Annotated in this window: 34 protein-coding genes and 2 pseudogenes; 7 read left to right on the top strand and 29 right to left on the bottom strand. The window is 30.6% G+C overall.

Annotation, left to right across the window (positions count from 1 at the left end):
- Nucleotides 1–38: 38 nt before the first annotated feature.
- Complete coding sequence (locus EXC45_RS03235) at nucleotides 39–476, bottom strand: RpiB/LacA/LacB family sugar-phosphate isomerase (protein WP_036434321.1); 438 nt, start codon at nucleotides 474–476, stop codon at nucleotides 39–41.
- Between the two features lie 131 nt (nucleotides 477–607).
- Here EXC45_RS03235 and EXC45_RS03230 point away from each other — a divergent pair, with 131 nt between their 5' ends.
- Genes EXC45_RS03230 through era form a run of 5 tightly spaced genes read left to right on the top strand, consistent with a single transcriptional unit; the run spans nucleotide 608 to nucleotide 4,747 of the window.
- The gene (locus tag EXC45_RS03230) at nucleotides 608–2,638 is read left to right on the top strand and encodes an Mbov_0121 family peptidase domain-containing ABC transporter (protein ID WP_165163210.1); all 2,031 of its coding nucleotides are present in this window, start codon (nucleotides 608–610) and stop codon (nucleotides 2,636–2,638) included.
- Nucleotides 2,559–3,002, top strand: coding sequence for an MAG1140 family protein (locus EXC45_RS04135; protein ID WP_408634224.1), 444 nt, complete (start codon nucleotides 2,559–2,561; stop codon nucleotides 3,000–3,002). Before EXC45_RS03230 ends, EXC45_RS04135 begins: the two co-directional genes overlap by 80 nt.
- 7 nt (nucleotides 3,003–3,009) lie before the next feature.
- Nucleotides 3,010–3,474, top strand: a complete 465-nt coding sequence (gene ybeY, locus EXC45_RS03225; RefSeq protein WP_036434327.1) for an rRNA maturation RNase YbeY — start codon at nucleotides 3,010–3,012, stop codon at nucleotides 3,472–3,474.
- 5 nt (nucleotides 3,475–3,479) lie between these two features.
- Nucleotides 3,480–3,872: a cytidine deaminase gene (gene cdd / locus EXC45_RS03220; protein ID WP_036434329.1), complete on the top strand. Its 393-nt coding sequence runs from the start codon at nucleotides 3,480–3,482 to the stop codon at nucleotides 3,870–3,872.
- Complete coding sequence (era, locus tag EXC45_RS03215; protein WP_129693796.1) at nucleotides 3,872–4,747, top strand: GTPase Era; 876 nt, start codon at nucleotides 3,872–3,874, stop codon at nucleotides 4,745–4,747. Before cdd ends, era begins: the two co-directional genes overlap by 1 nt.
- A 31-nt stretch (nucleotides 4,748–4,778) precedes the next feature.
- Here era and EXC45_RS03210 read toward each other — a convergent pair whose 3' ends face one another.
- The 4 genes from EXC45_RS03210 to EXC45_RS03195 form a co-directional block, all read right to left on the bottom strand.
- Nucleotides 4,779–5,330 carry a thymidine kinase gene (locus EXC45_RS03210; RefSeq protein ID WP_036434447.1) on the bottom strand — a complete coding sequence of 184 codons (552 nt, stop codon included), beginning with the start codon at nucleotides 5,328–5,330 and terminating at the stop codon, nucleotides 4,779–4,781.
- A 6-nt stretch (nucleotides 5,331–5,336) separates the two neighbouring features.
- Nucleotides 5,337–6,305, bottom strand: a complete 969-nt coding sequence (locus EXC45_RS03205; protein WP_036434335.1) for a DHH family phosphoesterase — start codon at nucleotides 6,303–6,305, stop codon at nucleotides 5,337–5,339.
- Nucleotides 6,305–7,276: a DHH family phosphoesterase gene (locus tag EXC45_RS03200; protein WP_036434338.1), complete on the bottom strand. Its 972-nt coding sequence runs from the start codon at nucleotides 7,274–7,276 to the stop codon at nucleotides 6,305–6,307. The genes EXC45_RS03205 and EXC45_RS03200 overlap by 1 nt, the downstream gene beginning before the upstream one ends.
- Before the next feature lie 145 nt (nucleotides 7,277–7,421).
- Nucleotides 7,422–12,152, bottom strand: a complete 4,731-nt coding sequence (locus tag EXC45_RS03195) for a DUF4011 domain-containing protein (RefSeq protein ID WP_036434341.1) — start codon at nucleotides 12,150–12,152, stop codon at nucleotides 7,422–7,424.
- A gap of 244 nt (nucleotides 12,153–12,396) precedes the next feature.
- On the opposite strand from EXC45_RS03195, the gene EXC45_RS03190 reads away from it, so the two are divergent.
- Together EXC45_RS03190 and EXC45_RS03185 are read left to right on the top strand one after the other, a co-directional pair.
- Nucleotides 12,397–13,314: an RluA family pseudouridine synthase gene (locus tag EXC45_RS03190; RefSeq protein WP_036434344.1), complete on the top strand. Its 918-nt coding sequence runs from the start codon at nucleotides 12,397–12,399 to the stop codon at nucleotides 13,312–13,314.
- A gap of 1 nt (nucleotide 13,315) precedes the next feature.
- A complete protein-coding gene (locus tag EXC45_RS03185) occupies nucleotides 13,316–14,221 on the top strand; it encodes a hypothetical protein (RefSeq protein WP_036434346.1) in 906 nt (301 codons plus the stop codon).
- An 88-nt stretch (nucleotides 14,222–14,309) separates the two neighbouring features.
- Here the strand turns inward: EXC45_RS03185 and EXC45_RS03180 are convergent, their stop codons facing one another.
- The 24 genes and pseudogenes from EXC45_RS03180 to EXC45_RS03065 all read right to left on the bottom strand — a co-directional run bounded on the left by EXC45_RS03180 (nucleotide 14,310) and on the right by EXC45_RS03065 (nucleotide 26,634).
- On the bottom strand, nucleotides 14,310–14,711 hold the full coding sequence (locus EXC45_RS03180; RefSeq protein ID WP_036434348.1) for a variable surface lipoprotein: 402 nt from the start codon (nucleotides 14,709–14,711) through the stop codon (nucleotides 14,310–14,312).
- A gap of 291 nt (nucleotides 14,712–15,002) precedes the next feature.
- Nucleotides 15,003–15,404, bottom strand: coding sequence for a variable surface lipoprotein (locus EXC45_RS03175; protein WP_129693795.1), 402 nt, complete (start codon nucleotides 15,402–15,404; stop codon nucleotides 15,003–15,005).
- 198 nt (nucleotides 15,405–15,602) lie between these two features.
- Nucleotides 15,603–16,043 carry a 50S ribosomal protein L15 gene (rplO, locus tag EXC45_RS03170; protein WP_084272203.1) on the bottom strand — a complete coding sequence of 147 codons (441 nt, stop codon included), beginning with the start codon at nucleotides 16,041–16,043 and terminating at the stop codon, nucleotides 15,603–15,605.
- Nucleotides 16,044–16,047: 4 nt separating this feature from the next.
- Entirely contained in the window at nucleotides 16,048–16,710 is a 663-nt protein-coding gene (gene rpsE / locus EXC45_RS03165; RefSeq protein WP_036434352.1) for a 30S ribosomal protein S5, read from the bottom strand.
- Nucleotides 16,710–17,060 carry a 50S ribosomal protein L18 gene (gene rplR, locus EXC45_RS03160; protein ID WP_036434354.1) on the bottom strand — a complete coding sequence of 117 codons (351 nt, stop codon included), beginning with the start codon at nucleotides 17,058–17,060 and terminating at the stop codon, nucleotides 16,710–16,712. Before rplR ends, rpsE begins: the two co-directional genes overlap by 1 nt.
- 21 nt (nucleotides 17,061–17,081) lie before the next feature.
- Nucleotides 17,082–17,621: a 50S ribosomal protein L6 gene (gene rplF / locus EXC45_RS03155; RefSeq protein WP_036434356.1), complete on the bottom strand. Its 540-nt coding sequence runs from the start codon at nucleotides 17,619–17,621 to the stop codon at nucleotides 17,082–17,084.
- 9 nt (nucleotides 17,622–17,630) lie between these two features.
- On the bottom strand, nucleotides 17,631–18,026 hold the full coding sequence (gene rpsH, locus EXC45_RS03150) for a 30S ribosomal protein S8 (protein ID WP_036434359.1): 396 nt from the start codon (nucleotides 18,024–18,026) through the stop codon (nucleotides 17,631–17,633).
- A gap of 2 nt (nucleotides 18,027–18,028) precedes the next feature.
- Nucleotides 18,029–18,214 carry a type Z 30S ribosomal protein S14 gene (locus EXC45_RS03145; RefSeq protein WP_036434361.1) on the bottom strand — a complete coding sequence of 62 codons (186 nt, stop codon included), beginning with the start codon at nucleotides 18,212–18,214 and terminating at the stop codon, nucleotides 18,029–18,031.
- Nucleotides 18,214–18,759 (bottom strand): 50S ribosomal protein L5, encoded by a 546-nt coding sequence (gene rplE, locus EXC45_RS03140; RefSeq protein WP_036434362.1) that lies wholly within the window; start codon nucleotides 18,757–18,759, stop codon nucleotides 18,214–18,216. Before rplE ends, EXC45_RS03145 begins: the two co-directional genes overlap by 1 nt.
- A 2-nt stretch (nucleotides 18,760–18,761) precedes the next feature.
- Nucleotides 18,762–19,091: a 50S ribosomal protein L24 gene (gene rplX / locus EXC45_RS03135; protein WP_036434364.1), complete on the bottom strand. Its 330-nt coding sequence runs from the start codon at nucleotides 19,089–19,091 to the stop codon at nucleotides 18,762–18,764.
- A 12-nt stretch (nucleotides 19,092–19,103) separates the two neighbouring features.
- Nucleotides 19,104–19,469 (bottom strand): 50S ribosomal protein L14, encoded by a 366-nt coding sequence (rplN, locus tag EXC45_RS03130; RefSeq protein ID WP_036434366.1) that lies wholly within the window; start codon nucleotides 19,467–19,469, stop codon nucleotides 19,104–19,106.
- Nucleotides 19,469–19,738 carry a 30S ribosomal protein S17 gene (gene rpsQ, locus EXC45_RS03125; RefSeq protein WP_051616953.1) on the bottom strand — a complete coding sequence of 90 codons (270 nt, stop codon included), beginning with the start codon at nucleotides 19,736–19,738 and terminating at the stop codon, nucleotides 19,469–19,471. Before rpsQ ends, rplN begins: the two co-directional genes overlap by 1 nt.
- Before the next feature lie 2 nt (nucleotides 19,739–19,740).
- Complete coding sequence (gene rpmC, locus EXC45_RS03120; RefSeq protein WP_036434371.1) at nucleotides 19,741–19,932, bottom strand: 50S ribosomal protein L29; 192 nt, start codon at nucleotides 19,930–19,932, stop codon at nucleotides 19,741–19,743.
- Nucleotides 19,932–20,357 carry a 50S ribosomal protein L16 gene (rplP, locus tag EXC45_RS03115; protein ID WP_036434373.1) on the bottom strand — a complete coding sequence of 142 codons (426 nt, stop codon included), beginning with the start codon at nucleotides 20,355–20,357 and terminating at the stop codon, nucleotides 19,932–19,934. The genes rpmC and rplP overlap by 1 nt, the downstream gene beginning before the upstream one ends.
- Nucleotides 20,311–21,010 (bottom strand): annotated as a pseudogene (gene rpsC / locus EXC45_RS03110) (30S ribosomal protein S3). The gene rplP and the pseudogene rpsC overlap by 47 nt, the downstream one beginning before the upstream one ends.
- Complete coding sequence (gene rplV / locus EXC45_RS03105) at nucleotides 21,010–21,348, bottom strand: 50S ribosomal protein L22 (protein WP_036434377.1); 339 nt, start codon at nucleotides 21,346–21,348, stop codon at nucleotides 21,010–21,012. The pseudogene rpsC and the gene rplV overlap by 1 nt, the downstream one beginning before the upstream one ends.
- Nucleotides 21,348–21,626 (bottom strand): 30S ribosomal protein S19, encoded by a 279-nt coding sequence (gene rpsS / locus EXC45_RS03100; RefSeq protein WP_036434380.1) that lies wholly within the window; start codon nucleotides 21,624–21,626, stop codon nucleotides 21,348–21,350. The genes rplV and rpsS overlap by 1 nt, the downstream gene beginning before the upstream one ends.
- Nucleotides 21,626–22,471, bottom strand: coding sequence for a 50S ribosomal protein L2 (gene rplB / locus EXC45_RS03095; RefSeq protein WP_036434383.1), 846 nt, complete (start codon nucleotides 22,469–22,471; stop codon nucleotides 21,626–21,628). Before rplB ends, rpsS begins: the two co-directional genes overlap by 1 nt.
- A 105-nt stretch (nucleotides 22,472–22,576) precedes the next feature.
- Nucleotides 22,577–23,029 carry a 50S ribosomal protein L23 gene (rplW, locus tag EXC45_RS03090; RefSeq protein ID WP_036434385.1) on the bottom strand — a complete coding sequence of 151 codons (453 nt, stop codon included), beginning with the start codon at nucleotides 23,027–23,029 and terminating at the stop codon, nucleotides 22,577–22,579.
- Nucleotides 23,029–23,685: pseudogene (gene rplD / locus EXC45_RS03085) on the bottom strand (50S ribosomal protein L4); the annotation flags it as partial. The pseudogene rplD and the gene rplW, both read right to left, overlap by 1 nt.
- 14 nt (nucleotides 23,686–23,699) lie before the next feature.
- Nucleotides 23,700–24,497 carry a 50S ribosomal protein L3 gene (gene rplC, locus EXC45_RS03080; protein WP_036434389.1) on the bottom strand — a complete coding sequence of 266 codons (798 nt, stop codon included), beginning with the start codon at nucleotides 24,495–24,497 and terminating at the stop codon, nucleotides 23,700–23,702.
- A gap of 25 nt (nucleotides 24,498–24,522) precedes the next feature.
- On the bottom strand, nucleotides 24,523–24,831 hold the full coding sequence (gene rpsJ, locus EXC45_RS03075; protein WP_036434391.1) for a 30S ribosomal protein S10: 309 nt from the start codon (nucleotides 24,829–24,831) through the stop codon (nucleotides 24,523–24,525).
- A gap of 244 nt (nucleotides 24,832–25,075) precedes the next feature.
- Nucleotides 25,076–25,423 carry a thioredoxin family protein gene (locus EXC45_RS03070; RefSeq protein WP_318024081.1) on the bottom strand — a complete coding sequence of 116 codons (348 nt, stop codon included), beginning with the start codon at nucleotides 25,421–25,423 and terminating at the stop codon, nucleotides 25,076–25,078.
- A complete protein-coding gene (locus EXC45_RS03065; RefSeq protein ID WP_036434394.1) occupies nucleotides 25,423–26,634 on the bottom strand; it encodes a hypothetical protein in 1,212 nt (403 codons plus the stop codon). Before EXC45_RS03065 ends, EXC45_RS03070 begins: the two co-directional genes overlap by 1 nt.
- Nucleotides 26,635–26,636: the final 2 nt, after the last annotated feature.

The raw sequence follows: 26,636 nt of genomic DNA, 5'->3' as shown, positions 1-26,636 counted from the left end.
GGTGTGTTTTGTAATTAAATTTTAATAAACAAAGGTTATTATTCGTCTAACTGATCGATTCTTTTTTGGTGTCTTCCACCTTCAAATTCAGTGGCAATATATTCATCTACCATTTTTTTAGCATCTTCCAATGATACTTGACGACCACCAAACACTAACACGTTTGCGTTGTTGTGTAATTTAGCGTATTTCGCATCTTCTACCGAAGTAACACGGGCTGCTCTAATGTGTTTGTGTCTATTTAGAGCATAAGAAATTCCTAAACCTGTACCACATACTCCGATTGCGAAATCTGGTTGACGAGAGTCAACATATTCAGCTAGTTCTTTTCCTTGTGTGGCATAACTAATTGATTCTTTGTCATTGTCAGGTCCTAAATCCACTGTTTCATATCCTAATGATTGGATATATTGAACAAGTTCCTCTTTAAGCTTAAATCCAGCATGATCGCTAGCAAAAGCAACAACTTTTTTCATTTTTACTCCTTAAAATTAGTATATCAATTATAAACTTCTTTTTAAAAACTCAAAATCCTTTTAAGATGGTACAAAATCCACAAAAGTTCTTTTTTGTTCTTTTTTATATTAATTTTTTATTAAATAAACAAATGAAATATCAGTATGACTCAAAAGATTGTTCCTTAGTTGTAGCAGAATTTTTTATCAACAAACTTACCGACCATAAGGTCTCAATAAATGATTTAAAAATGCAAGTAAGTTATCAAAATGAAGGAATTTCATTAGGAACGCTTAAAAACTTACTTGCAAAATATAATGTAAAAATGGATGTGTTTAACTGTGAACCAGAGACTTTCAAAAAACTTGAAAAAAGTGAATTTCCACTTGCTGCAGTAATTGCTAAAGACAATAATCAACACATGATAGTTATAACTAAATTTGACAAAAATCACATTTTTTGCATCGATCCTTTTCAAGGACAAATTAAATATACCTGAGAGCAATTTTTTGAATTATTTCTAAAAATATTAGTATCTTTTTCTTTGAGTAACGAAAAACCAGATACCCAAAATCATGCACAATTTGGTGAACTTAAAATTAAACACAATAAAATACAAATTATTATGTATTTAAATAAATTAATTGAGTCAATATTGATATTGCTAATTCCTATAGTTAATAGATTTATTTTGTCTGAGTTAATTCCTTTTAATTTAGGTAAACATTTAATTTTTATAACAGGAACATTATGTTGACTTATTGTTGTTCAACACATTTTTAAATATATTGGTGAAAAAATTCTTTTCGAACATCTTCTCAAAAAGGCAAACGAGAAAAAATTGGAAATTTTAACCACTTTAAGAGAACGCAATTTCTTTCAAATAAATCAAATAAATTCAACCGAATTGATCAATAGGATTAATTCGGTTGACACAATTCTTCTGTTTAAAAGTAATTTTGGTCCTCTTTTGATGCAAAATTTACTATTTTTAACTATCGGAATTTTGATATTGTTTAAGACCAATATTTTCTTATTATTAGCTATTGTTTTTTATTGCGCAATATTACTAATTATTAATTTTTTTATTTTAGATAAATATGATTATTTTTACAAAACTCAAATTCAAAATAATATTCAAATAAATGCATTAATTGAAGATTTCTTTAACTATGTTAAAGGTTATACACATGTGGACTTTGAAATGAAATTAAAAAATAAAATCATTCAAAAGACCGCAAATAATGCAACCATTAATGTGCAAACACATTCTTTTTTTACTTTTGTCGAAAACCTAAGTAATGTAATAGAAATATTAGGTCCTATTATAATAATTAGCCTTGGAGCATTTCAAATTTGGTCAAACAAACTAAATTTAGTTGATCTTATTTTCGTTTTGACAGCTTCTAGTATCTTAATTAGAGCAACAAAAAGTTTCTGACCAATGTTGAACTTATACAATCAATTTAAAATTGCAAAACAACTTTTGGGTTTTTTCTCCTTTAATTTATCCTCTTCGAATTACATGTGCACTCATAATACAATTGAAATAAAAGAAATTCAATTGTCCTATTTAGATTTTTCATATATTCAAAATAGTAATAATAAAAATCTAAATATTCAAAACTTGATAATAGATCAAAATACACATTTAACCGGTGAAAATGGAAGCGGAAAAACTACTTTATGTGGTATTTTGACAGGTAATTTAAAGCATCAAAATGGTCTTTTTAAAGTAAACGACGAAACAATCCAACCAACAGAGTGTATTGCATATAAAAGAGCCTCACTTTATTTATCTGGGGAGTTAAATTTGCGCAATATAAAAGTTTCAGAGTATTTGCAAGATTTGAACACAACTCATTTATTTGAAATATCTGAAAAATTAAATTTACAGAAACTACCTCAAAAAATAAAATCAATATACAGCAAAAATGTCTCAGATCTTTCAAACGGTGAAAAACAAATTGTCAATTTTCTCAAAAGCTTTGAAAAAAGATACTCTTTAGTTGTTTTTGATGAAGCCTTTGATAATCTAAGTCCTGATCTATTTAAAGAAGTTAAACAATTAAGTCAAAATATATTATTGAATTCTTTGATTATTGAAGTTAGCCATAATCAAAATTACTTATTTGATCATTCAAAGGAGGTACACCTTGAAGGAAGTTTTTATCAACATTAAAAAAGGAACATTTTTATTGTTTCTTATATGTACGGTCGCTTTTTTTGTGTATGTATTAATGTTTTATCCAATACAAGACTATCATAAGGGTTTGATCAAACGAGAGTATGAAACAATGTACCTAATAGAATATGATAAAAATACTTTCACCCAAGGTTCACATGTACAGATTAGCATTGATGGTGAGATTCAAAATTACACACTCAAATACCAATTGCAAGACTCACACATAAAAATCACTTCTCCTGAGCTACTAGTTAAATTAAAAGAAAAGAACATCTTCGAAATTCAATGCACTTATAGTAGTGATTTTACGACCTTTCTCAAATACATTTTAAAATACATTTTTTATAAAAGTTTATAATTGTTTTATGAAACTTATTGAACATGAAATTTCTTTTGAAAATAAAACAAAACATGAAATTGATTTTGAAAAGGAAATGTATGAAATAGTGCAAAACTTCGCTAAGTATTTCAAAATCAAAAAACCAATTATCGTTGATGTAAAAATCGTATCAAAGCGTAAAATCAAGCAATTGAACAAAGAGTATCGCAATAAAGATTACGTTACTGACATATTATCTTTTGGAACTCAAGATCCACATTTATATCAACAAATGCCCTTTTTATTGCTTGGTGAGTTAGTAATTTGCTATGATAAAATGCTTGAACAAGCAGAAGAATTCAACCACTCAATTAAACGTGAATTTTGTTATCTTTTTACTCATGGTTTAGTTCATTTAGCTGGATACGATCACGAACAAGAAGATGAAAGAATTATCATGAATCAAATTGTTGATAAAATTTTTAAACCCTTAAAAATAACTAGAAAGTAGGATGTATGAATATTTTAAAATTAAAGGAATTATTAAAAAAAGCTTATGCTCCATATTCAAATTTTCAAGTAGCTGCTTGTGCTATTGATGAAAATGATAAAGAATATTACGGTGTTAATGTTGAAAATGCCGCTTATCCTTCAGGATTATGTGCCGAAAGAAGTGCATTATTTGGTTCTGTTGCTTATGGTGGAAAAGTAGGTACTTTTAAAGAAATTCACATTATTAGTAAAAAAGAAGGTATTATAAGTCCTTGTGCTGGTTGTAGACAAGTTATGACTGAATTTATGCCTGCAAATGCTAAAGTTTATCAATACTCAAACGATGGAACTCAAGTTAGAGTAAACACAGTGGAAGAGCTTGTCCCATATAGCATTTTAGAAAGTGATATTAAATAATGAAAATTTGTTTTGCTTCATTTATTGGTCGTCCAAATGTGGGTAAAAGCAGTTTAATGAACTCTATATTAGATTATGATGTATCAATTGTGACTGATGTCGCTCAAACAACAAGAGATCAAATTACTGGTGTATATACCGATGAAGATTATCAAATTATTTTTACTGATACCCCTGGTATTCATAAACCAGAAAACAAGCTTGGAGAAATTTTAAACAAGAACGCTTACAGCACTGTCAAAGATATTGATGTCGTTTTATTTTTAACTCCAATTGATGAAAAAATCGGTCCTGGAGATAAAATGATTTTAGAAAAAATCTCTCGTGCTAAAAATAAAGTTGCAGTAATTACTAAAATTGACAAATATCACAAACAACCACAAAAAATGCTTGAAAAAATTCAAGAGCTACAAGAATATAATTTCACTGAAATTACTTCTGTTTCAGTTAAATATCCTAAATCAGTAAATGATTTGATTGAGTTAATAAAATCATATACATACGAGGGAGAACCTCAGTATGATGAAGATTACATTACAGATAAATCAATGCGTTTTTTAGCTAAAGAAATTATCAGAGAATCAGCTATTAACTCTTTATATGAAGAATTGCCACACTCAATTGCCATTGAGGTTAATGAATTCATAGAATCAGAAGATTTAATCGAAATTGAAGCAATTATTTACGTGAAAAAACCTTCTCAAAAAGGAATGGTTATTGGAGCTAAGGCGTCAAAAATTAAACAAATTGGACAGAATGCTAGATACAAAATGATGAAACAATTTAATACTAGAGTTATTTTGAATTTAAAAGTAAAAATCGCTAATAAATGAAACGATAACGAAAAAGAACTAGCTAAATTTGGATATAAATAACAAAAACACAACTCAGCGTTGTGTTTTTGTATTATTTAACTCTATGACATTGGCGGCATCTTGCTTCATATTCAGAATCGCCTAAAAGATGGCGTTCTTGCGACTTTACCTTACGATAAGATAAAGAAGCTTGTTCGTAACATTTCATACAAACTGCCTTAAGTTTTGAAACATAATCGGCCTGTGCGAGTAATTCGGCAGTTATAGCAAAACTTTTGCCTGCGAAATCCATATCTAATCCTGAAACAATAACTCTAACTCCTTTGGAGATTAATTGATTGATGACTTCAAAAATAGATTCATCAAAAAAGTGAACTTCATCAAAAGCTACTGCCTTTATATCTTTGGTTAGATATTCTCAAACATCAGAAGGTTGTTTTAGTGATATGGCTTTAAGATTTGAACCAGTGCGACTAACAATAACATCATCTCCAAAACGAGTATCAAATTCTGGTTTAAATACCAAAAACTTTACTTGAGCGATTTTTAAAATAGTTAATCTTTTAATTAATTCTGCACTTTTGCCCGCAAACATTGGTCCTGTAATAACTTCTAAAGTACCTTTTGTATCTTTTCAAAACATCATAAATTATTTTTGATAATAACGTTTTACTTCTTCAGCACAATCATCAATAACCGCTTCAACATTATCAAAAGAATCAATCATACATCCGGAAGCTCTTTCGTGTCCTCCTCCGTTTCATTTAACGGCTACATTTCTTACAATCGGTCCATTTGAACGGAACTCAACACGAATTTTACCGGTTTCTTCTTCAGTGAATTGCACTCATATTGGATATCCTTCAATGTTGGCAATTAAGTTAGGTCTAACTGAAGTTTGTGGAGTTTTACCACGTGCAATTGTATCAGCGTAAGAATTTTGAATATATGCTACCCCATCTCTGGTTTTAAGAGTTGAAGTTAATCAAGCTTGAAACTGTAAATCTTGTAAAGATGTTTTAGCTAAATTTGAATGAATAAAATCAGCATCTAAACCATTATTGTATAAAAAGGCTGCTAATTCAAGTGTTCTTGCACTAGTGTTGTTATATAAAAATCTACCTGAATCAGTGTTCATTCCTAAATATAAGAATAACGCTGCTCTTGGTGAAACAACTAAGTTTTGATCTTTAGCAATATGAGTTATCATCTCATCTGCTGCTACATATGAACTGTCAACTCATCTAATAGTTTCTTCACCTAAATCATCTTCATTAGGGTGGTGATCAATTCTTAAAACAGCTTTAAAAAGATTTTTATCTAATAATTCTCTAGCTTCAATTCTTTCTTTATAGTTGGCATCTACCACAACAGCTAAAGAATTAGCTAAGATCTCATCACTAGGATATTCATTCATTTTAATGTTTAAGAAACTAAAAGAACCTTTTGCATCACCAACACAATATACTTTTTTGTTTGGGTAATTAGTTTTGATTAATTCAGCAAGTCCATGTTGAGAACCTAAACAATCTCCATCAGGACGGATGTGGTGAAAAATAACAATTGAATCGTGCTCTAAAATAACTTTGAAAGCTTCTTTTAATGTACCAATTTGCATTATTTTTTTTCGCTTTCGTAAGTTTGAATTTCTTGATTTAATCTTTCTAATACGCCAGGCACTTCTTCTCAAGAGTCAACAGTAATTCCAGCGGCATTATCGTGACCTCCACCATTGTATTCTTTAGCTACTTTATTTACAAGTGGGCCATTTGAACGAAGTCTTCCTCTTACTTTTCCATCTTCTAATTGAACAAATAATGCTCAACATGAATTATCCTCAATGTTTGCTAATTCATTTACATACATTGCTGCTTCAAGAGAAGTTAGGTTATGTTTAGCTAATACTTCAGAAGTAATTTCGTAGTAAAGAACTCTTCCTTGTTTTTTGAATCCACTAAGAATTTCTCCGACAAATTTAATTCCTTTAAATGTTCGTTTTGAAAGTTCTCTTAAGATATTTTGTGGATGGAAACCATTTTCCATTAAAAACGCTACTAACTTGTGAGTTCTAGCACTGGTATCTGGATATAAAAATCTTCCTGAATCAGTATTAATTCCTAAATACACATATTCTGATGCTTTTTGAGTTACTTCTCATTTTGATTCATAAGCTAACATCGCAATCATTTCCGCTGCAGCAACATAGTGTTCATCAACTCATAAATAATCGTATTTAATATCACTATCATTTGGGTGATGGTCAATTCTTAATTTAGCAGTAGTTCTATTTTCATAAAGTAAATGTGCTTTTTCGATTCTATCTCCAGAAGAAGCATCAACAACAATAGCTAATGAATTATTGTAATCAATATCTTCTTCATTGGTGAAGTTATAGCTCATAAAATCAAGCACACCAACATTATCTCCCACACAATAGACTTTTTTGTTTGGGTAATTTGTTTTGATTAATTCAGCAAGTCCATGTTGAGAACCTAAACAATCTCCATCAGGACGGATGTGGTGAAAAATAACAATTGAATCATATTTTTCGATAGCATCTTTTGCTACTTTTGAATTTCCAATTAACATAAATATTCCTCCTTTTTTTCATGTTTAATTAGTATATTTTAATTTTACATTGTTTTGTTTTTTAGTGCGTTGATACAGTGAAAAATCTTTGTTTTTTTGAAAAATTTTCCCATAAAAAACAACAGGCATTATACCTGTTGAATTACTATTGTTGTTGAGCTGATTTTAAATAAATAACATCTTGATCTACATAAATTAAATCTTTATTTACAAGTGAGTCAATTGCTTTTAAAATCAAATCACTTGAAATTGGAGTAATGCTGTTGAATCCACAATAATTACTAAATGTCAACATAGCATCATTAACGCTTAATGTTTTAGTTTTAGCAATAAATGTTTCAATAAAGTATTCAGCTTCTTTTTGATGGATTCTTCCAAAATCACGTTTGGTTGAATCTTTTGTATGTTCTCTAAATTCAATTATTTGATCACGAGCCACAATGAAATCACCTTCAAAATCAATAAAATCTTTTTGTGATAAGTTAGTCAAAATATCATCAAACTCTTGTTTAAGAAGATTGGTGAATGTTTTACGGTTGAAAATACGAGGTACAAATTTTTTCAATTCGTCATAATGTATTGGACTAAGTTCACTAATAATTGCTCAAATAAATGCACTTTCATTAATTGGAGAACTTGATTGAATCCGACGGTAAAGAGCTTCATAATTTGGATAGGCATCAAAAACGACTTTTTCAATTTGTTTTTCTTGCACTTCGACTGGAATATCAATTTTTAGTGGATCAGCATTTTGTAGTGTTGATTTAAGTTCGATTTTGTTAATGATAATATGATCGATGAATTGAGTAAGTTTTTGGATTTGTTTGGTTTTGTTTTTGTATCAATCTGCAGATCATAAACGATAAATACTTCAGTTTCTTCCTTCAAGAACTCTTTGGCGTAAAATATCACGGTCACGAGTTGATTTAGAAGTTTTATATACAGAACCATCACACTCAATACCTAAAATGTAATGTCCTGGCTTTTTAGGATGCATAATGGCTAAATCAATTTTATATCCTGAAGAACCAATACGTTTGTGAACGTTGTATCCAAGAGCTTTTAACTCATTGTACACATCATCTTCAAATGGAGATTCAAATTCAGATACATATTGTGGGGCTTCAAGTCTGAATTTGCCTGGATTAGATGCATAAGCGATGTAATTTTTCAAGAATTTAACTCCCCGAGCGTTAGTTCTAGATAAATCAATATCAGATTCATTAAATGAAGAAACCACAATTACAGCTGTTTTAGCACGAGTTACAGCAACATTTAAACGTCTGTACCCATTTTGTTGGTTAAGTGGTCCAAAGTTCATTGACATAATTCCTTTAGCGTTTGGACCATATCCAACTGATAAGATGATAATATCTCTTTCGTCTCCTTGAACAGTTTCTATGTTTTTAACAAAGAATTTTTCAATTTCATAAGCATTAAAGAAATGTTCAAATTCTGTTGTCTTACGTCTGAGTAAATTAATTTTTCTTTCAATTAAATCACGTTGTTGAGTGTTAAATGTTACAACACCAATTGTTCTTCTAGTACCATATTTACGGATGATTTCAACAACAAGTTCAACTACTTTGTCAGCTTCAACTTGGTTAACTGAATCAATAAATTGACCTTTAACATATTCGTGAGATACCCCTTCAAATTTAGCAGGAATTTTTGAGGCTGGGAAGGTAACTAAATCATTGTAAATTTCTTTGTTTGAAGGTTGAATAAGTTCATCGAATTTACTTCTGTAGTGTCATTTTAATTTAATAGTTGGTAGCACAATATTAGCCACTTCTAAAATAGAGTCAAATGCTGTTGTATCTCAAGCATTATCTTCAATGCTATCATCCTCATCAAAATGAGCAAAGAAGTCAGTTGGAGGAAGTTGTTCTTTATCACCGGCGATAATAAATTGATTTGCTCTTGATAAAGCTCCAATAGCATTTTCAGGACGTACCTGTGAAGCCTCATCGAAAATAACAACATCAAATTCTAGGTTTGAATTTTTAAGCAATGATGATACAGATAAAGGCGACATCATTAAACAAGGTTTTAATTTAGTGATTAATGTTGGAATTTTGTCAAACAGTAATCTAAATGGCATGATTTTTCTTGATTTATTAGCTTCTGTTCTTAAAATAGAAACTTCTGAGTTAAGTCCTTCAATACTGTTGTAGTTAGGGATTTTTTCAATAATTGACATTTCCACTTTAGTTTTTGCCATAGATTGAATAATAGCATCCGATTCAGCAAAAGTCTTTCTAATTGAGTCCATAACTTCACCATTAAAGTCAGGGAATAATTCACTTTGGTATTTTTCAATTAATAATAAGTAAAATCTTCTTAAGTAAATTCCAAAATAATCTTGCTTAATATTACGTTCAATTAAAGCGTTAGCGTATTCTTGGAGATTGTTTTCTTTCATCAATTTATACACACGATTAAACTCAAGCATTGTAGTTAAGTGTTCATTGTTTGCAATTGCCCGAGTTAAGCGATTATCTAACTCTGCGAAAGTATATAAATCAGCGTTAAATAATTCATTGTCAAAATCGCTTTTAAGAATGCTTAAATATTTTTGCATTTTTTCAAAAATAGCACCATATTGTTGCGCTAATTCTTTAGCTTTGTCTTTTTGAAGTAATGCAAATGAAAGTAAGTGATAAATATAATTTTTATCTCAATCTAAATAATAAGTTAATTGTTTAAAAGTGTTAAATCAATCAATGTATAAATGAGTATTTTTTAAGAATGAAAATTCATTAAGTGGCACTCTATAGCTAACAAGTTTACCAACACTGTCAAATTCTTTTTCTTTTTCTTGAATTTCGCTAATTACATTAAATAAATTCAATAATTCTTCGTAAGTAAGTTTCTCAGCTGTAATTTTGTATAAAGATACTTTGTTTTTGATCTTTTTATAAAGTGGAGATACTCCTCTTTTAAAAGCGCTGTTAAGTTGAGTTAAGTCATTTTTATACTCTTCTACATTTAAGTCCACAACTTTAAGGTTATATTTATTTTTGATTTTGCCTTTTAATTGTTCAATTTCTCCTCTAATTTCCACTAATGTTTTGTAATGCACTGCATCAATTTCAATGTTAGGGTTATCAATAATGGTCGAATTAATTGAAGGAATAACAGTCAAATGATCAAGCACTTGTTTATAGATGGTTGCGCTTTTTAAGAAAATATCTTGTTTTATTTTTAAGAAAGGATAATCATTAGCAAAATTAAGAGCTTCATGCATTTTTTGTTGCAACTTCATTAAGTTTGCAACGGTTTTTTCTCTTTTTTCTAATGACATTTCTTCATAAACTAAACCATATCAATCATTTTTGGAAATATCAAAATCGTTAATATTTAAAGCATTATGGAATGAATCAATCAATTTTCTTCTTTTGAGCAATTCTTGTTCAGAAACTTCTTCGACGTTTTGAATATCAAACATAATCTCTGGATGTTTAGCATATTTTAAAAATGCTCCATAAAGTTGATAAATTGATTTATTAATTGGTTGGAAAATATTTTGTAAACCTTGAGGATAATTAAGAAGTTCTTGGTGTGAAATTGTAAATTTATTAATGGCATCTTTATGGAAATTGTCTTCAATAGAAATGCTGTTTTGTCCTTTTTCAAGTGTAGAAGCTAGTTCGTGTAAAACAACTTTTTTATCCAACTTGGTGTTGTGAATTGGTAAAACAAAATCATTTAAACCGATTCTCTTTAAGTTGTTATATACCACTTCTAAAGCAGCTTGTTTTTCGGCTACAAACAACACTTTTTTACCTCTGGCAATTAATTCAGTAATAATGTTGGTAATTGTTTGTGATTTCCCTGTTCCTGGAGGACCTTGCAACACAAAACTTTTACCATCAACAGCTGCTTGGATGGCAATTTCTTGAGAAGAGTCAGCATTATAGGTATGGAAGTATTCAGCAGGATTAACAACATCATCAATATCAGCATCGGTAAATTTAATGTTTTCTACTGGACTTTCAACTCCAGAGATTAATTGAACAAACTGATTGTTAATTACTTTTTCTGTATTTTCTTCAAGATCTTTAACCATGTTAATTCTTGAGAATGAGAAAATTCCTAAATCAATTTCATCAATAACTTTTCAACGTTTGTCGTTTACTTTTGAAATTTGTGTGTTAATGAAATTTTTATAATCTTTGTAAAGATCGTAATTTGATTTATCATTTTCAAATTTAAAGTTTAAATCAACGTTGTAATCGTTAATTAATTTTTGAATAAATGATTCATTAAGTAAAAATTCATCATCTAAAAAATTAATTTTATAAGGTGCGTTGTAAGCGTCTTTAGATAACTCAACCGGAATAAACAAAATAGTTGCAACGTGTTTATCTTCTGATTCTGCATTTTCATATCATTCTAAAAAACCAACAGCAAAATATAAAACGTTAATACCGTTTTCTTCTTTAAAAAGATTAGACTTTTTCATTAAGTTAGAAAGATTACGATTTTGGACTGCATCATATAAATTTGAAAACAAGTAGTTTCCTTTATATTTTTTTGTAAAAGCATTAATTAAAGGTGTGATTTCGCTTTTGAAATATTTATCTTTTTGTTCAAGTTCAATCCCAAAAGAAACCCTTTTACCTTTAACTCTTTTTGGTTGAACTTCTACTTCAAAATCATCAGCTACATTACCAAATAAACTAGCAAATTGAAGGTTTTTAAGTCCATATAATCTGTTTAAAAACACCTCAATGTTTGGGTTAATAATTTCCACAGTTTGAGATTTGGTTTTACGGTAATTAATAGATTGACTTTTCATACTTAAGTCAAGTAATCTATTTTTTCATACCTCAATATTTTTAAGAATATTTTTTCTGTCTTTTGAATTCACCTTACACTCCCTTATGTTCATTTTCTTGATAGTTTAATTATAAATTAATAACATTTTAACGCCCGCATAAAGTTAAATTTTTTTAATCAAAACTAAAGCACTTTCCCTTATTTTTTTAGTATAAAAAATAGTTAAATTTGCCTTAAAACTCGTTTAAAATTTAACATTCTTAAATTTAGCAAAGTCTTTATTATTTTGCTAAATTTTCTTTTTTATTTTGCAAAATCGGTATAATTAGCATAACATGATAGAACTAAAAGTAACATATAAAGAAAGAATTGACAAATACATTAGCACTCATACTGAGATTTCACGTAATGATATAAAGCAACTAATTGAACAAAGAGCAGTTTATGTGAATGGGAACAACGTAATTAAGCCTAAATACATTGTTCGTGAAGGGCAAGATATTAAAATAGTTAAGCTATTAGATAAAGAAATCAAGCTTGAGCCTCAACAAATGGATATTGATATCATCTATGAAGATGAACACTTATTTGTAATTAATAAACCCTCTGGGTTAATTGTTCATCCAGCGCCTGGTCACTTAGATCAAACATTAGTAAATGGTTTACTGTACCATTTTAAAAACAATTTATCTAATGAAAACGGTCTTTTAAGGCCTGGAATTGTGCATAGAATTGACAAAGACACTAGTGGATTGTTAATTATTGCTAAAAACAATGAAATTCACAAATTATTATCTGACAATTTTAAAACCCATGATATTTCTAGAGAATATGTAGCCATTGTTGATGGTGTACTTGAAGATAAAAAATTAAAATTAGACCTCCCTATTGGTCGGGATGTCAAAAATCGTCAAATGATGTGTGTGACTAATAATAATTCAAAACACGCAATCACTCATGTTGAAATGTTAAATACTTTTTACGTTGATGGTTTACCTAAAACATTAGTAAAATGCACATTAGAAACTGGAAGAACTCATCAAATTAGAGTTCACTTAGCTTATATTAAAAATCCAGTGTATGGTGACCCGGTTTATGGGAAAAAGGTCGATGATTTCAATCAAAGGTTGCATGCTTATAAGTTATCATTTGTGCATCCAATAACACAAGAAAAAATCGTGTTGTTTGCTCAACCACCCAAAGAGTTTGATGTAGCTGATTATGATTATAGTCAACTATTTATTAAGGAGTAAAATGTTCGGAATATACGATCGTAGTTTTAGAAATATAAATTCCATTTCTGAGCTTTGAGCTAAAGAATCTAAATTCAGAAAATTTATTATTTTAAACGGAATTGCTATTTTTATTTTGTTTTTAGTCTCAGCTACTATTAACATTTTATCAATTGTTTACAGAACCCAAATAATTGATCAATTCTCACAAATTTTGGTCGCCAATGGTATTAAAGAAAACCTTCAGGCAGCCTCAAATAAAGCCTGACAAGAATTATTTTGAAGTAATATATGACCAACTGCATTTTTATTGGCAACAAATATCTTTTTTGCTCGTTCAGTTTATTTAAGCTATAAAGAAAATAATTTAATGAGACTTTCAACCAGTAATATCGCTATTGGAGTTAGTTCAATAATTTCTTTTAGTTGAATGACTAGATTAGCTGTTTTAGGAAAAATTGTAACTGAAGTGCCATTCGTTCCGATTTTTGCTCTAATGATTGCAATGTTATTATTTAGTTTAATTACAGTTATTTTTGTTTCTTGACATTTATTCGTTATTAAAGGCGCTTTTGCTAGAGCATTCAGAGTTGAAGCTTCACAAAAGTTCTTTGAAGAATTTTCGAAAATGAATCAACAATCCGAGTCAGGTTCACCATTTGGATATCCTTTCACTGGTATGAATCCTCAAACTTTCTATGAAAATTCAAAACAAGCAACCGACAATTCTCAAGCAAATACAACTCAAAGCAAAACTCCACAAGAATTGGAAAAAGAACAACAAATTAACAAATTATTACAACTTAAAAATTCGCAGCTTCACAAAATGGCTCAAATTCTTGGAATTTATGGATATGACAAGCTAACAAAAGAAGAATTAGCAGAAAAAATTTACGTTTACACTAAACAAAAAAACAAGGATAAATAACAAATGATCAAAACACCTTAACATTGTTGAGGTGTTTTTTCATAAAAAAAGACAAGAATAATCTTGTCCTTGTTCTAATGATTTGGAATTAGCTTAGTTTTGGTATTTCGGTAAGTTTAATCAATTGTTGAACACTTGTTTTTATGTTTTCATCAACATTGGGTACTTCTTCAACAGACTTAAGAGCATATATTAAATCTGATACCCTTGAAGGGTTTGTCATATACGAATTTCCTAAGGAAATTTCGTATTCTGCAAAGTGCGCCATTACTTTTTCAAGTTCTTGAGGTTTATCTTTTAATTCAACAGTTAATTCAAAATAAGTTTTAAAGTAAGCTTTTAGTTTTTCTCTTGAAAGATTTACATCATTGTTAGCAAGAAAGCTTTGTTGTTTTTGTTCAGTAGTTTGTTTACCGCATGAAACAGCAATTAAACCTAAAGATGAAGCAGTAATTGTCCCTAAAGACATGATAAATTTTTTGCTTTTCATTTTTCTCCTATGCAATTTTATTATCATATATATTTTACTCTTAATTATTTCTTAATGTCTTGGAGTTTTTTGAAAATAAAAAATAAAATTATCTTACTACTTAATCCAATAGCAATAATAGATATACTTAAAAGCAAAATGCCTTATTACAACTAAATAAAATATTTGAGTTTTTTACTAAAATCAATTTTCAAAATACAAGAATAAACATTAAAAAAACGATTCTTCTTTTGAAGAACCGTGTTGTGATACGAATTGGATCTAAAGGAAAAATAAATCTTATTCTTTTAATTAATTTCTATTTGATGCTTCTGCAAGTTTTATTGCGTTTTGAACACTTTCTTTAATACTTGCATCAACATTTGCTACTTCATCAATAGATTTAAAGGCATATACAATATCTGAAGATCTCGAAGGGTTTTGTCCAATTGTTCCTAATAAAGCAACACTGTAATCAGCAAAGTGTTTCATTACTTTAGCGAGTTCTTGAGGTTTATCTTTTAATTCAACAGTTAATTCAAAATAAGTTTTAAAGTAAGCTTTTAGTTTTGCTCTTGAAAGATTTACATCATTGTTAGCAAGAAAGCTTTGTTGTTTTTGTTCAGTAGTTTGTTTACCGCATGAAACAGCAATTAAACCTAAAGATGAAGCAGTAATTGTCCCTAAAGACATGATGATTTTTTTACTTTTCATTTGTTCTCCTAATATTTTATTGTTTATATCAAATAAATTGTAATTCATAATCTTATATATATATATATATGATGTATAGTAAAACAAGGAAACATTATCATTAATCTGTTCTGTGAAATTAATGGATATACTAGTCTTAAAATATAGTGTACTTCAATTGTATAAAAAAATACAGCCGGAGCTGTATTAGAAATTGAATTATAAGTCTTGAACTTCTCCGCCAGCAGCTTCAATAGCTTTTCTAGCAGATTCTGATACTCTGTGAACTCTAACAACTAATTTTTTAGTTAAGGTTCCATTTCCTAAAACTTTAATAGGAAGGGTTCTTTTTACAAGGTTGTTTGCAAATAATGATTCAATTGTTACTTCTTGACCATTTTCATATCTTGCTTCAAGGTCTTTAAGATTTACTACTTGGAATTCAAGGTGATTTACATTGGTAAATCCACGTTTTCCGATTCTACGGAATCAAGGAGTTTGACCCCCTTCAAATCCTAATCTGTGTCCTTTACGTTTGTTTTGTCCAGATTGTCCTTTACCAGCTTGTTTTCCTTTACCAGCAGCATGTCCACGACCTTTACGGTGTTTGTCTTTACGTGAACCTTCGGTTGCTTTTAATGTATGTAATGTAATTGCCATATGATTAAATTAAATCCTTTACGTCTTTATTTCTAATTTCTGCAATTTGTTCAACAGTTCTAAGTTGAGAAAGAGCTTTTAATGTTGCTTTAACAGTGTTTGCTTTTGAACGTGAACCGTATGTTTTTGTAACAATGTCAGTGTATCCTGCAAGTTCAGTTACAGCACGAACAGTTCCTGAAGCAATAAGTCCTTTCCCTTTAGGAGCTGGTTTTAACATAACTCTAGAAGCAAGGAATTTAGCTTGAATTTCGTGAGGAACAGTTCCATTTACAAGAGGTACATCAATTAAGTTGTTTTGTGCATCTTTAATAGCTTTTTTAATTGCATCAGGAACTTCATTTGCTTTACCGTGTCCAAATCCGACACTTCCTTTTTTGTTCCCTACAACTACAAATGCACTAAAACTGAATCTTCTTCCACCTTTAACAACTTTAGTAACTCTAGCAATGTGAACAACTTTTTCTGAATATTCAGAAACTTGTTGGTCAAATCCTCTTGCTCTTCTTGGACGATCTTCTCTGTTAGGACGTTTGTCAGTTTTAGCTTTAGGGTTTCTGAAGTTTCTTCTTTCTTCTACAGGAAGTGCAGCCTTTTCACTTCTTGGACGAACAGCTTTAACTTCTTTTGTCCCTGCTACTTGTTTTTGTTCTTTTTGATTTTCCATTAGAATTTAACTCCTTTTTCTCTAACAGCATCAGCAAAAGCTTTTACTCTTCCGTGGTAAATGTAACCTGAACGATCAAATACAAGTTCTTTTACTCCAAGAGCAACAATTGCATCTCCCATTTTAGCTCCAAGTTCTGCGGCAGCTTTTACATTACCACCGTATGTTGAATCTTTAAGTGTTGAAACACTAGCAAGTGTAACTCCTTTTGAATCATCAATAAGTTGAGCGTAAAAGTTTTGGTGTGACTTAAATACGCTTAAACGAGGTTTTTGTGCTGTACCGCTAACACTTTGACGAATACGAACGTGTTTAACTTTTCTAGCATCATTTCTTGATAATTTTGCCATAATTTTCACCTACCTTCTAAATTATTTAGAAGATGTTTTCCCTTCTTTACGTCTAAGTTTTTCGCCTTTGTATGAAATACCTTTACCTGAGTAAACACTTGGTTTTCTCACAGCTCTAACAATAGCAGCAAATGAACCAACACTTTGTTTGTCAATTCCTGAAATTGCCACTTCAGTAGGTTTAGCTAATGTAACGGTAACATCTGAAGGAACAGCTAAAGTAACATCGTGACTGTATCCAGCTGAAATTACTAATTCGCTTCCTTTTAAAACAGCTTTGTACCCAACCCCTTTAATTTCTAATTCTTTTTTGAAACCTTGTGAAACACCTGTGATCATATTTGCAATATGAGCGTTAGTTGTTCCGTGTAATTGTTTAGTTGTTTTTTCTTCGTTTGCTCTAACTGTGGTTACTTTCCCATCTTCTACAGACACGGCGATTTTTGAACTAAATTCTCTTGAAAGAGTTCCTAATTTACCTGAAACAGTAACTTTGGTTCCTTCAACGGTAACAGTAGTTCCAGCAGGAATTGTTAAAATACGATTTCCAACACGTGACATAACAATCTCCTATCAAATGTAGGCAACGACTTCGCCACCAACATTTTCTTTCTTAGCTTCTTTACCAGTCATTAATCCTTTTGAAGTTGAAATAATAACTGTTCCGTATCCTGATAAAATGGTAGGAATTTCTGAAGATTTTACATAAACCTTAAGCCCAGGTTTTGAAACTCTTTTAATTCCGATAATTGCTGATTGTGAACCTTTGTATTTAAGAGCAACAACAAGTTTTTTGTTGATTCCTTCACCTTCAACTGAATAAGATGAAACATAACCTTCTTCTTGAATTAATTTAACGATTGCTTCTTTTTTATTTGAGAAAGGAATTTCTACGGTTTTGTGTTTTCTTGCATTCGCATTTTTAATACGAACAATTAAATCTGAAATAGGATCTGTAATAAACATAATTATCAGCTCGCTTTCTTGATACCTGGAATTTTACCTTCGTGTGCAAGGTTTCTAAAACAGATACGACATATTTTATATTTTCTTAAAACCGCATGTGGACGTCCACATAACTCACAACGTGTGTATGCACGAGTTGAGAATTTAGGGTGACGTTTAGCTTTTTCAATAAGTGCTTTTCTTGCCATTATTTATCTCCTTTTTTCTCAAATGGAACACCAATTAATTCAAGTAAGGCTTTAGCTTCTTTATCAGTTTTTGCGGTTGTTACAACAATGACATCAAGTCCTTTAATACGACGAATTTTGTCAAATTCAATTTCTGGGAAGATAATTTCCTCTTTAATACCAAGAGCAAATGTTCCTCTTCCATCAAATGCTTTAGGATTAGCACCACGGAAATCACGAATACGTGGCATTGCTACATTAATAAGTTTGTCTAAGAATTCTCACATTCTGTCTCTACGAAGAGTTACTTTACCTCCCATAGGCATTCCTTCACGAAGTTTTCATGAAGCGTTTGATTTCTTAGCTCTAGTTTGAAATGGCTTTTGACCTGCAATTAATGTAAGTTCATTTAAAACTTCTTCAATTGCTTTTGAGTTTGAAACTTCTTTTCCGGCTGTCATGTTAAGAACGACTTTTTCAATTCTTGGAACTTGCATTGATGAAGAGTAATTAAATTTTTCTTTAAGTGCAGGAACTGCTTTTTCTAAATAAACATTCTTTAACATAATTAAATTTCCTTCTTAGTTTTTCTTACTACTCTTACTTTTTTACCGTTTTTGTCAACTTTGTATCCAAGTTTTGAATATTCTGCTGGTTTATCTTTTGTTTCTTTTTTAACAAGATATGCTACGTTTGAAGCGTGAATTGGAGCTTCTTTAGTTGTGATAGTACCATCTTGGTTTTGTTGTGAAGGTTTGTTGTGTTTGGTTACGATATTTAAGTCTTTAACAATAACTGCGTTTTTGTCATGAAGTACTCTTAAGATGGTTCCTGTTTTTCCTTTTTCTTTACCTGCAATTACAATAACTTCATCATTTTTCTTGAATTTTACTTTCATAAAAACTCCTTATTATAAAACTTCAGGTGCAAGAGAAACGATTTTAGGATATTTTTCACGAATTTCACGAGCAACTGGCCCGAAAACACGTGTTCCTCTTGGTGTTCCATCTTCTTTTAAAAGTACTACAGCGTTATCGTCAAAACGAATGTATGATCCGTTTTCTCTTGAAATACCATAACGTGAACGAACAATAACTGCCTTTACAACTTGACCTTGTTTAACTCCACCATTTGGAATTGCTTTTTTAACTGAACATACTACTACATCACCAATTTTTGCCACTTTTTTCTTTGAACCACCTAAAACACGGATAACACCGATTTCTTTGGCTCCTGAGTTATCAGCAACGTTTGCTTTTGAAAGTTCCAATAACATTATTTGTCTCCTTCATTTGCAACTTGTTTAACTGAAACAAGTCTAAAGTGTTTGGTTTTTGAAAGTGGACGAGTTTCCATAATTACTACTGAGTCGTTTAAGTTAGCAACTTCATTTTCATCATGTACAGCAAAACGTTTGGTTGATTTAAAACGTTTAGCGTATAATGGGTGTTTTTTGTATGTGTCAACAGCAACAATAATTGTTTTAGGTGTTTTGTGAGCTGAAACAACTGTACCAACTAAAGTTTTTCTTGTGTTTCTTTGCATAATTATTTAGCTCCTTTAGCATTAAGTGCAGTAAGCACTCTAGCGATATCTTTTTTGATAGCATCAATCTTGTGTGTTTGATCAAGAGAACCTGTTGTGTTTTGGAATCTAATTGTTCAAAGTTCAGCTTTAAGATCTCTAGCTAAAGCTTGAAGTTCTTCAACTGATTTGTTTAATAAATCTTTGTATAGCATTAGTTATTCCCTTCTTGGTTTCTTGTAATAATTCTTCATTTAACAGGTAATTTGTGACCAGCAAGTCTTAAAGCTTCACGAGCAACTTCTTCAGAAACTCCTGCAACTTCAAACATAACAGTGTTTACTTTAACAGCTGTGTATCATTTTTCTGGAGCACCTTTCCCTGATCCCATACGTACTCCAATAGGTTTAGAAGTTTTTGAGAAATGTGGGAAGATACGAATAATAACATCCCCTTCACGTCCCATGCTTCTTGTAGCAGCAATACGAGCTGATTCGATTTGACGAGCATCAACTCATGCACTTGTAACAGCTTGAAGACCAAATTCTCCAAATGCTACTGTGTTTCCTTTTGTAGCTTTACGTTTGTCGTGTTTAACTAAAAAAGGTTTTCTGTATTTTGTTCTTTTTGGTTGAAGCATTATTTATTTTCTCCTTCCAAAATTTCACCTAATGATACTCAAACTTTAACTCCGATAGCACCGTAAGTTGTTCTAGCTGTTGCGGTAGCGTAATCAACATTTTGTCTAAGAGTATGAAGTTTCATTTCTCCTTCTGAATATCCTTCAGTACGAGCCATATCAACACCGTTTAGACGTCCTGAAACAGCAGTTTTAATTCCTTTTGCTCCATTACGCATTGCGCTTCTGATAGCAATTTTTTGAGCTGAACGGAAGCTTTCACGGTTTTCTAATTTTTGCGCGATCATTTCAGCAAGTAATCTTGCGTTAAGATCTGGATTTTTAAGTTCTACAACTTGTAAATTAACATCAAGGTTTTTATTTGCAAGTGCTTTTTTAAGTTTTAAAGTTAATTCTTGGATGTTTTTACCTTCTGTTCCTAACATAACAGCAGGTTTAGCTGTGTGAAGCACAACATTTACTTTATTTTTTTGGTTTCTTTGAACATTTACTTTTCCAAGTTGATATTCACGTACATATTTATCAAAGAATTTATAGATTTTAGCATCTTCAACAAGACGGTTTCCAAAGTCTGCTTTATCAGCAAATCATGTTGAATTGTGTGATTTTGTAACTCCGTAACGGAATCCATTTGGATTAACCTTTTGTCCCATTAGTTTCTCTCCTCTAATGTAATTGATAAGTTTGATGTACGTTTAAAGATAGAATATGCTCTACCTTGGCTTCTTGGTTGGAATCTTTTAAGTGTTGGACCTTCATTTACATAAACTTCTTTAACGAATAATTTAGATGCATCCATTCCATGGTTGTTTGTAGCGTTTGCAATTGCTGAGTTAAGTAATTTTAGGAAGATTGGAGCAGATTTTTTGCTTGTGTTGTGTAAGATAGCAAGAGCTACTTTAACATCTTTTCCACGGAAAAGATTTGCTACAAGTTTAGCTTTTGAAACGCTAACTCTTTGTAATTTAACGTGTGCTTTAGCTTGTTGCATTATTTTTTCTTACCTTTATCTGCACCATGACCTGAGAAGGTTCTTGTTGGAGAGAATTCTCCAAGTTTGTGACCAACCATGTCATCTGTTACATAAACTTCATTAAATACTTTACCGTTGTGAACTGCAAATGTTAAACCAACAAAACTTGGGAAAATAGTTGAACGTCTTGATCAAGTTTTGATTGGTTTTTTAGGTGCTTTACCTTCAAGAATTGCATCTACTTTTTTAAGTAAGTGCTCATCTGCGAATGGACCTTTTTTAAGACTACGTGCCATTATTTAGCATCCTTTCTTCTTCTTAAAATAAGTTTATTTGAAGATTTTTTAGTTTTTCTTGTTTTAACTCCAAGAGCTTTTTTACCTCATGGTGTAAGAGGAGCTTTACGTCCAACTGGTTGTTTACCTTCTCCCCCTCCATGTGGGTGGTCTACAGGGTTCATAACTGAACCACGAACTGTAGGTCTGATTCCTTTGTGTCTATTAATTCCGGCTTTACCAACATTAACAAGTAAGTGTTCTTCATTTCCAACAAAACCAATTGTTGCACGACAACGAGCTAAAATACGACGTGTTTCTCCAGATTTTAATCTTAAAACAACATATTTACCATCGTCATCTTTACCAAGAATTTGTGCTGAAGTTCCAGCTGAACGAGCAATAACAGCTCCTCCACCAGGTTGCATTTCAACATTGTGTACGAATGTACCTTCAGGAATATTTGCAAGTGGAAGTGCGTTTCCAACAACGATATCCACTTTTTCTCCTGAAATAACTTTTTGTCCTAATTTAATTCCTTTAGGAGCAATAATGTATCTTTTTTCTCCATCTGCATATGCAAGTAAACAAATGTTTGCTGATCTGTTTGGATCATATTCAATTGTTTTAACAACAGCTGGAATATTGTCTTTATTACGTTTAAAGTCTACTAATCTGTAGAATCTTTTTACACGTCCTCCGTGATGTCTAACAGTGATTTTACCTTGGTTGTTACGTCCTGCATTATTTTTTAAAATCACAAGAAGTGATTTTTCAGGAGCGTGTCCAGATAAATTTTGTTTAAAATCAAGAGAAGACATGTTTCTTCTACCATTGGTAGTTGGCTTGTGTTTTTTAATAGCCATGTCATTTCTCCTTTGCTTAAAAATAGTTGCGGATCTTTCTTTTAAGCAAGCATATTTCCGCTTATATTAATTATTTTGTAATTTATATTAAATTGATAAAGAGAATTATTCTCCACCACCAACTTTTCTGTGTGTTGATACTTTAGCAGTTGATGTTGCTGATTTTGTAGCTGTTTGTTTTTTTGATGCAAGTTTTGCAGCAACACGTTTTTCAACATCTGAAGCCATTGTTCTTTTTTCTTCTTTTGAAGCTTGGTCTTTATCATTTTTAACATCTTCATTAGGGAAGAAGTTAATTTCTTGACCAGCTACTAGGGTCACCATAGCTTTTTTGTATCTGTTTGTAAATCCGTGGAAACGTCCAACGTTTTTAGGTTTTTTATCCACTTTAATTGTGTTTACTTTTTCTACTTTAACTTGGAAAATTTGTTCAACTGCGTTTGCAATTTGAAATTTGTTTGCGTGATAATCAACTCTAAATGTATAAACTCCATTTGCCATTTGTTGATATGTTTTTTCAGTTAAAACAGGAGCTTTAATAACTTTTGTTAATTCCATTATTTAGCCTTCCCTTCTAAAATAGATAAACTTTCTTGTGAAAGAATCATAACATCTGCACCAACAAGTTCTTCAACACTAAGTGAGTTAGCTTTTGAAGTTTGAACATTTGGTAAGTTTTTAGCTGATTTATAAACAACAACATCTTCTGTTACAACAAGAACACGTTTTAAGTTGTTTACATTTAATTGAGCAAGTTTCTCATTTAATGCTTTAGTAGAAATAGCTTCTAATTTTAAGTCATCTACAAGAACCGCTTTGTCTTGAGCTAAAAGTGTAAGCGCAGAAACAAATGCATTGTATCTAACTTTTTTGTTAACTTTAAGTGAATAATTTTTCTCTGATTGAGGTCCAAAAGCTCTACCTCCACCTACTCAAATTGGTGAACGCATTGAGCTGTGACGTGCTCTACCAGTTCCTTTTTGTCTTCAAGGTTTTTTACCTGAACCTGAAACTTCAGCACGGTTTTTAACTTGGTGTGTTCCTTGTCTTCTTGATGCTCTATCTGAAAGAATTGTGTCGAAAATAGCTTGTTCATAAATTTTTTCGCTTGCAAATAAGTTTGCTGGTAATTTAGCTTCAAATTGTACTTTTTGTACTTGAGAGTCTTTTGCTACTGCAACTTTGTTTGAAGAAGCTTTTTTAGCTGTTGATTTTACTTGAGCCATAATTATTTATCTCCTTCTTCTTTTGCTTCAGCATCAGCAATTAATTGTGCAAGTTCGCTTGAATGCATACCAACTGTAACTTCAATGTGGTATTTTTTAGCTTTTTCAACAAGTTCGTTCATAAGAACAACTTCTTTAACATCAACAAGAACTGTTGCTTCTTTACTTGGAAGTCCTTTAACAGCTTCTTTAACAACAACAAGTGATTTTTTAGGTCCTGGAATTGAACCTTTAATTAACAATAAATTGTTTTTAACATCAACTTTAACAACTTCTAAGTTTTGAACAGTTGTTTTAACATTACCTAGGTGCCCTGGCATTGTCATACCTTTGTAAACACGGTTTCCTGAAATATCCCCAAGAGATCCTGTTTGTCTAACTGGTTGACTACCTCCACCTCCACCGTGTGATTTAGGTCCAATGTGTTGGTTGTGTCTTTTAATGGTTCCAGCAAACCCTTTTCCTTTTGAAGTTCCTGTAATGTCTACAAGTTCCCCAGCTTTGAAAATGTCAGCTGTAACTGTTTGTCCAAGTTCGTATCCTGACATGTTACGAACTTCTTTTACGTAGCGCTTAGGTGTTGTATCGGCTTTTTTGAATTGTCCAGCATCAGGTTTGTTAACACGTGAAGCTTTCTTTTCAACTGTAGCAAGTTGTGTTGCAACGTAACCGTCTTTATCTTGTGTTAAGACTTTTGATACAACATTTGGTTGAACTTCGATTACAGTAACTGGAATTGATTTTCCTTGGTCAGTGTAAATCTGGGTCATTCCAACTTTACGGCCTAAGATTCCTTTCATGTTTTCTCCTTAAAATAGTTTTGATTTATTTTGAAACTTTAACTTGAACTGCAACTCCATATGGAAGTTCGAGTCTGTTTAATTTGTCTGTAAATTCTTCAGTAGCACCTGAAACTACAACAAGTCTTTGGTGTGTTCTACTTTCGAATTGTTCACGAGATTTTTTGTTAACGTGAACTGATCTTAAGATGGTAATTTCATCTCTTTTTGTAGGAAGAGGAATTGGTCCACTAACTTTTGCATTTACTGATTTTGCTGTTTGATAGATTTTTTTAGCAGCATCATCAACAAGAGCGTGGTCAAATCCCTTAACCTTGATGTTTAATTTACTCATGTTGTCTCCTTTGTTCTTTTTATTGAACTTAACTCCCTATAAAAACTCAATGCATCCTTGACAACGTTGATACATTGACAACCTTATAGATCATAGTTATAGTTGCTTTTAAATTATAAAGAGAAAAATAAAAAATCAAAACAAAAAACTCACCATTTTTGAAAATACCCCGCTTTTTTGCGTATCAGGCAAATTTTATTTAAAATCGGCTCTTATATATAATAGAAAAAAAGAAAAGTTGCTCTTATTGAACAACTGATAATCTTTTTTCTATTCACTCCACTAAAATCTCTTCTGGAATGTACTCATAGCCTTTTTCGGTAATGGTAGTTCCTTGAAGTAAAATGAATGTTGGGACTTTTAGAACTTTTCATTTGGTATCTGGGTCTCTTAATAAATTAGCTTCTTCAGCATCTACTTCAATGAAAGTAATTTTTTTATTATCTTCATATTTAGCGGCTAAACGATTAATTAAAGGAGCCATCATTTTGCAATCACCACATCAATTAACAGTAAAAGCTAAAAAAATCAAATTATTTTTGCTGTTTTGATAAATTAGTTCTTCAGCATCTTTTCAAAGCATTTTTTTCATTATTTATCCTCTCAAATTGGCGAAAAATCATCAATTTCATGACTTTTTTCGCTAAATTTTCTACTTTTTGTTTTTTCTTCTAAATTATACTCAACTTGTGAAGAAGCAAGATTGTTTTCTTGAGGAACTTTTATTTTAGTATCAGAATAACTAAATTCTGCTGTATCAAAAACTGATTTTATGTTGTTTTGGTGATTTAGTTTTAAATTTTGAGAGTTTTCTTGAGTAACTTGAGGTTCTTGAGTGAATTTATTTTCCTCTTTTAAATGATTTTTATTTATTTGTGACTCTTTATTTATTTGAGTAATTATTTTAGATGCATTCTGAGTATTTTCTAGTGATTTAAAAATTAATTTTTCTAAATTACTTATTGAAAGACTTTGGTAAGTTATTTTTAAAGCTCTAGCACTTGCAAATAGAAAGTCAAGATATTTTTTTAATGATTGACCATAAACAACGCATTGTTCTTGATTTTTAACCTTTTGAATAAATTCAGGTAGTGATAATTTTGTTAATTTAACCAAAGGTCTTTTTATGATATTAACATAATAAACATCTAAAGCGAAAATCACAATTAAAACAATACAAGCAATAATAGGAAAAAGAGAAGAAAATCCAAGCAAATACAATAAATTAAAAAGAGGCTCAATGATAAAACCTACATGTTTGAAGTTAAATTCTGAATATTCATTTAGAGCAGTGTTTTTTCAAAAACCACCATTGAAAAGATTTTTGGTATTGCTAAATTGAAATTCAAAACTTTGATAAATATCATTAGCAAAATATAAGCTAATATGATCAATTAATACAATGACTACGAAAGCATAAAATAAAACTTTTAGCAGTTGTTTTTTGAAATTCTCATATGAAAATTTGATGGTTTTGTCAAACCAACTAAAAGAATGATTGTATCATTTTTTTTCAACTAGCAACAATGCCCATCAAAGCATTAAAAACAATGGCAAAATAAATACCAAATTACCCAGAGTAATATTGAATGTGTATTTATAAAATACATTTAAATGCGAGTTATTAGCAATTAATGTTATTAAAGTAAACAAAAGTAAAATCGCCGATGTTATCGGCAATACAATAAGTAAAATTTTCCGTTTTAGAGAGTTAATAAACACTACGTCATTAGGATTGGTTTCAATTCAAGATAAATTTAAAAGTGAATGAATTTTATGTTTAGATAATTTTTGTTTGCTCATAA

Origin of the sequence: Mycoplasmopsis columboralis (genome assembly GCF_900660675.1) — a bacterium.
GTDB classification, from domain to species: domain Bacteria; phylum Bacillota_I; class Bacilli_A; order Mycoplasmatales; family Metamycoplasmataceae; genus Mycoplasmopsis; species Mycoplasmopsis columboralis.
The sequence above is the reverse complement of the archived record's forward strand: the minus strand, read 5'-3'. Positions and strand labels throughout refer to the sequence as shown.